This is a genomic window from Streptococcus cristatus, assembly GCF_963529205.1.
In the GTDB taxonomy this organism is placed as follows: domain Bacteria; phylum Bacillota; class Bacilli; order Lactobacillales; family Streptococcaceae; genus Streptococcus; species Streptococcus cristatus_O.
In genome coordinates this window covers 1-4323 of the sequence record NZ_CAURYF010000062.1, presented here as the reverse complement: position 1 = coordinate 4323, position 4323 = coordinate 1, and the positions used below count along the sequence as shown (strand labels likewise).

The 4323-nt window shown below is 39.8% G+C and carries 4 protein-coding genes and 1 pseudogene; all 5 read right to left on the bottom strand.

All coding sequences use genetic code 11. The annotated features are described in order from the left end of the window. Positions 1 to 97 precede the first annotated feature (97 nt). The gene (nth, locus tag RWS39_RS09205) at positions 98 to 727 is read right to left on the bottom strand and encodes an endonuclease III (RefSeq protein ID WP_314482820.1); all 630 of its coding nucleotides are present in this window, start codon (positions 725 to 727) and stop codon (positions 98 to 100) included. 77 nt (positions 728 to 804) lie between these two features. After that, a complete protein-coding gene (greA, locus tag RWS39_RS09200) occupies positions 805 to 1287 on the bottom strand; it encodes a transcription elongation factor GreA (protein WP_005592281.1) in 483 nt (160 codons plus the stop codon). A gap of 64 nt (positions 1288 to 1351) precedes the next feature. Then, positions 1352 to 3121, bottom strand: coding sequence for an endolytic transglycosylase MltG (mltG, locus tag RWS39_RS09195; RefSeq protein ID WP_314482815.1), 1770 nt, complete (start codon positions 3119 to 3121; stop codon positions 1352 to 1354). Positions 3122 to 3218: 97 nt separating this feature from the next. Continuing rightward, positions 3219 to 3716, bottom strand: coding sequence for a GNAT family N-acetyltransferase (locus tag RWS39_RS09190; RefSeq protein WP_314482812.1), 498 nt, complete (start codon positions 3714 to 3716; stop codon positions 3219 to 3221). Next, a pseudogene (locus tag RWS39_RS09185) lies at positions 3713 to 4227 on the bottom strand (GNAT family N-acetyltransferase). The gene RWS39_RS09190 and the pseudogene RWS39_RS09185 overlap by 4 nt, the downstream one beginning before the upstream one ends. Positions 4228 to 4323: the final 96 nt, after the last annotated feature.

Sequence of the window (4323 nt, the reverse complement as noted above, 5' to 3'; positions counted from 1 at the left end):
TAAAGTCTCTTAAATATTCCCCTAACTCTCGCAACAATCTTTTACGTCCCTTAAAACGTTCATCGCCTAGTAAAAATTTGTATCTTAAGACTCTATCTTAAACATGATCAAAATTGTAAAGTTGAGGATAGTGATCACACTCTGGATTTTTAGGATGGCAAATAGCCCGACCAAAGTAGATCATAGCCTGATGTGCAGCTAGCCAGCGTTCAGGCGGGAGAACGTCCATAACACGTTTTTCAACTTCTAAAGGAGTTGCCGACTTTTTGACAATATCGTGGTGTTTACAAATGCGTTCAACATGCGTATCAACGGCAAAAGCTGGAATACCAAACCCTACACTCATGACCACGTTAGCTGTCTTACGCCCCACCCCAGCTAAACTTTCTAATTCTTCCCGAGTCTGAGGCACTTGACCATTGAAATCGTCCAAGAGTTGCTGGGCACATTTTTTCAGAAATTTGGCCTTATTTCGATAAAGCCCTAAACGCGAAATGTGCTTGGAAATATCTGCCTCGGATGCCGCTGCCATAGCTTCTGGAGTAGGATAAGCTAAAAATAGATTTGGTGTAGCTTTATTAACCGCAGCATCTGTCGTTTGAGCGGATAACATGACTGCCACGAGTAGCTCAAAGTGATTTCTAAAATCTAAACTCGGTTTAGCATCAGGAAATAGGGCAATGATCTCCTCGATGACATGGCGTGCTCGTTTTTTTGATAAAACCATCAGTATACAATCTCCTTTGTTTGTTCTATATTATAGCATAAATTGATAAAGAAAAAGCCGAGCGTGCTCGACCTTTCTTATACTGTTTTTTCAACTTTTAGGATTTTGACATCATAACTGCCAACGGGTGTTTCTACTGTTGCAATATCACCAGTCTTCTTACCAATCAATGCTTGACCAATCGGACTTTCATTTGAAACTTTTCCAGCAAAGGCATCCGCACCAGCTGAACCAACGATAATGTATACTTCTTCTTCAGTTTCACCGACTTCTTGAATAGTAACAGTTTTACCGATGGCAACTTCATCTTTAGCCACCGAATCACTATCAACAATCACAGCATAGCGAATTTTAGTCTCTAGACTTGATATTTGTCCTTCAACGAAAGCCTGCTCATCCTTTGCTGCTTCATATTCACTATTTTCTGATAAATCTCCGTAAGAACGAGCAATTTTAATGCGTTCTACTACTTCTGGACGTCGAACCAATTTCAATTCTTCTAATTCTTGTTCTAATTTTTCCTTTTCTACAAGGGTCATAGGATAAGTTTTTTCAGCCATTACTTTATTTTCTCTCTTCTTTCTATTTTTTGATAAAACAAAATTATGTGGAAAACCACATAATTTAGTTAGAACTTTCACCTGATTGGTTTAATTTGCTATTAACGTGTTCTTCCACATTCTTAGCGTGTTCTTCATAGGTATTTGCAAAATATACAGCCCCTGTCTCCACATTTGCTACAAAATATAAGTACTCTGTCTTACTTGGATTAATAGTAGCTTCGATAGCAGACAGGCTTGGACTATCTACTGGACCAGGCATCAATCCTTGCTTCTTGTACACATTATAAGGCGAGTCAAGATTTGTATCAATTTCAGCATCTTCTTTAAGAGTTGTCTTTTGACCAAGTTTTCCTTGAGCATAAAGAAGTGCAATATTGCTCTGAAGTGGCATAGCTTGGTTCAAACGATTATAAAATACGCTCGCAATATCTTTGCGATCCTGATCAGTTGATCCCTCTTTTTCAACTAAAGAGGCGAGGGTCAAAACATCATTGACCGTCAGATTCTTAGACTCAATTATTGAGTAATACTGCGATAGATTAGTATTCATAGCAGCCAACATTTGGTCAATCAGTTCTTCAACCGTGGTTTCTTTTCCATAATCATAAGTAGCTGGGAAAAGATAACCTTCAAGACGATATTTAACACCACTATCCTTGCTCGGTAAAGTTGCTAAAAGCTGCGGATATTTAGCTGCCATTTTTGCAATAAAGTCTTCATCTTGAGCTTTATTTAGAAAATCTTCCTTACTGAATGGTGTTTTAGTATTCTTGTTCGCAGTTTTTGCAGCATTGACAGTAGTTGCTTCGGCAATTTGCTCCAAGGTATATCCCTCAGGAATTGTTATCTTGCCAAGAACTGGAGGCTGTGGTGTATCTGTTCCACCTTCTTGTAATTGCTTAGCAATCGTGTCTAAGTCCATACTCTTTTGAAGATTATAGTAACCAGATTGGAAATTACCATAACTTCTGATTTTTGAATAAAGATTAAAGACTTGAGCGTTCTTAATCAGGCCTTTCTTTTCTAAAATCTCTCCGATTTGTTTGGTGCTAGAACCGGCAGGAATTTCCACTGTCACATACTCTGTTGATTTGGCATCTACTGGTTTTAGCGCTGAAGAGACATAATTGTATCCTACAAAACCAGTAATACCAAGGCCCAATAGAAAAAGTACCAAGACTGTCATCACGATTCGATTGGCTAGGCCGTTTTTACGTTTTTTCTTTTTACTACTATTGGTACGATCTGCACGTGAACGTTTCTTTCCATGAGCAACATCTCTACGGCTTAGCGTTGGTTCTGCAGTAGAAAAGTCTTTTTTAGCTTCTCTTTCATCTGTAGTGTTTGAATCAGGTAACACTGTTTCTTTTATCTCATCTGCAACAGGCGCCACCTTTTCTTGATAAGCTTCCAAATGAGCCACAGAAGTTTGAACCTCTCCAGATTCTATACTTTCCTTCTTAGCAACATCAGCTTGTCCTGGCCCATCAACATTTGATGGAACTTCTGAAATCGTAGAATTACGAACTATATTTTCTAGCACATCTGCCTGAGTATGAACAGTAGGATTGCTTTGTCCCATCGGCTCTTCTACTTTGATCTTACTAGGTTCTTCCTCTACTGAAGTATCCTTCTCTAGAACCTCATGAGATTTTTCAACAGCAGAAACGAGAGATTCCAAGCTCTCCGCCAATTCCATTTCTTTACCTAAAAGAGGCTGCGCTTCTTCCTGAACTGATTGATTTTGGGTACCATTGGCTGCTGCCAACTCATTCAAAATCTTCTCTTTAAAACTCAGCGTCTTTTCGTTATCCTGTGAATTTTCAGTCAAAAACTTGATCTCCTTCTTCATAATCCCTAACATTATATCTTAAAAGTCAGATAAATGCAATCATATCCGACTTTTAAAACTATATTATTTATGAAAGTCATATCTGGGGATTTTCCCAAACCATATCAAACCATACTTCATCTGCATAAGTTGAGGACGAAGGTCCTTCATTGACGAAGCCATGCTTCTCATAATAGGCTATCAAATAATCATGGCAAGTGAGATTAATACCGTGGCGTTCATCAGCAATCGCAATTTCCTTCATAGTGTCCAACAAGGCTTTTCCTACACCTAAACCCTGTGCTTCTTTAGAAATAGATAGACTGGTTACAGAGATAAATCCGCCAGCCAGATAGCTATAATCTTCAACGTCCTCCGTAAAGGAAATATCTTTTAAATAGCGTTCTGGTCGGACAGGACCTTCTAAATAGCCCAAAATCTTGCCATTTTTTTCTGCAACCAAAAAAGTTGAAGGAATCGTTTCAATGTGCTTTGACAATATTTCACGACTAATTGCCTCTTCTGGACTAAAATTTTCCAACTCGATAGCATAAATGGCTTTTAAATCAGCCATTTGAGCCTGACGGATAATCATTCTTTCTCCTTAAAATTGGGATTTTCCCATACCATATCAGACCAAACAGCCCCACCATGAGTTGAGTCAGAAATCCCTTCGTGGACGAAAGCATTCATTTCATAATAAGTTATCAGCTCATCATGACAGGTCAGGCTAATACCCTGCCGGTGTTGTTGAACTGCTGTCTCCTTGAGAGCTGCAAGCAACAAGGTTCCGATCCCCTGCCCCTGAAAATCCGGATGAACCGACAGACTTTGGACGGCAATGAAGCCACCTTCTGGAGAATTAGCACCCACCTTGCTAAAGAAATCGTCTGTCAGATAAGGACTCTGAACAGCTGGACCGACAATATAGCCTGCAAGCTGACATGCAGCTCTGCTAGCAAAAAAGTATCTGGAATCAGCTCAATCCGTTCTTTAAGAATTTCTGCGCTGACTGCTTCTGCTGCTGGAAAATTCAATTGCTCAACCGCAAGAATCGCCTCCCAGTCGCTCAATTCAGCCCGTCTGATTCGAATCGGTGCTTCCATCCAGGCGCCTCCTACTGAACGTTGCTAGTCAGATTGGACAAGAGACGTTCAAAGGAATATTCATAGGTCTGGATGTCACCAGCTCCCATAAAGACA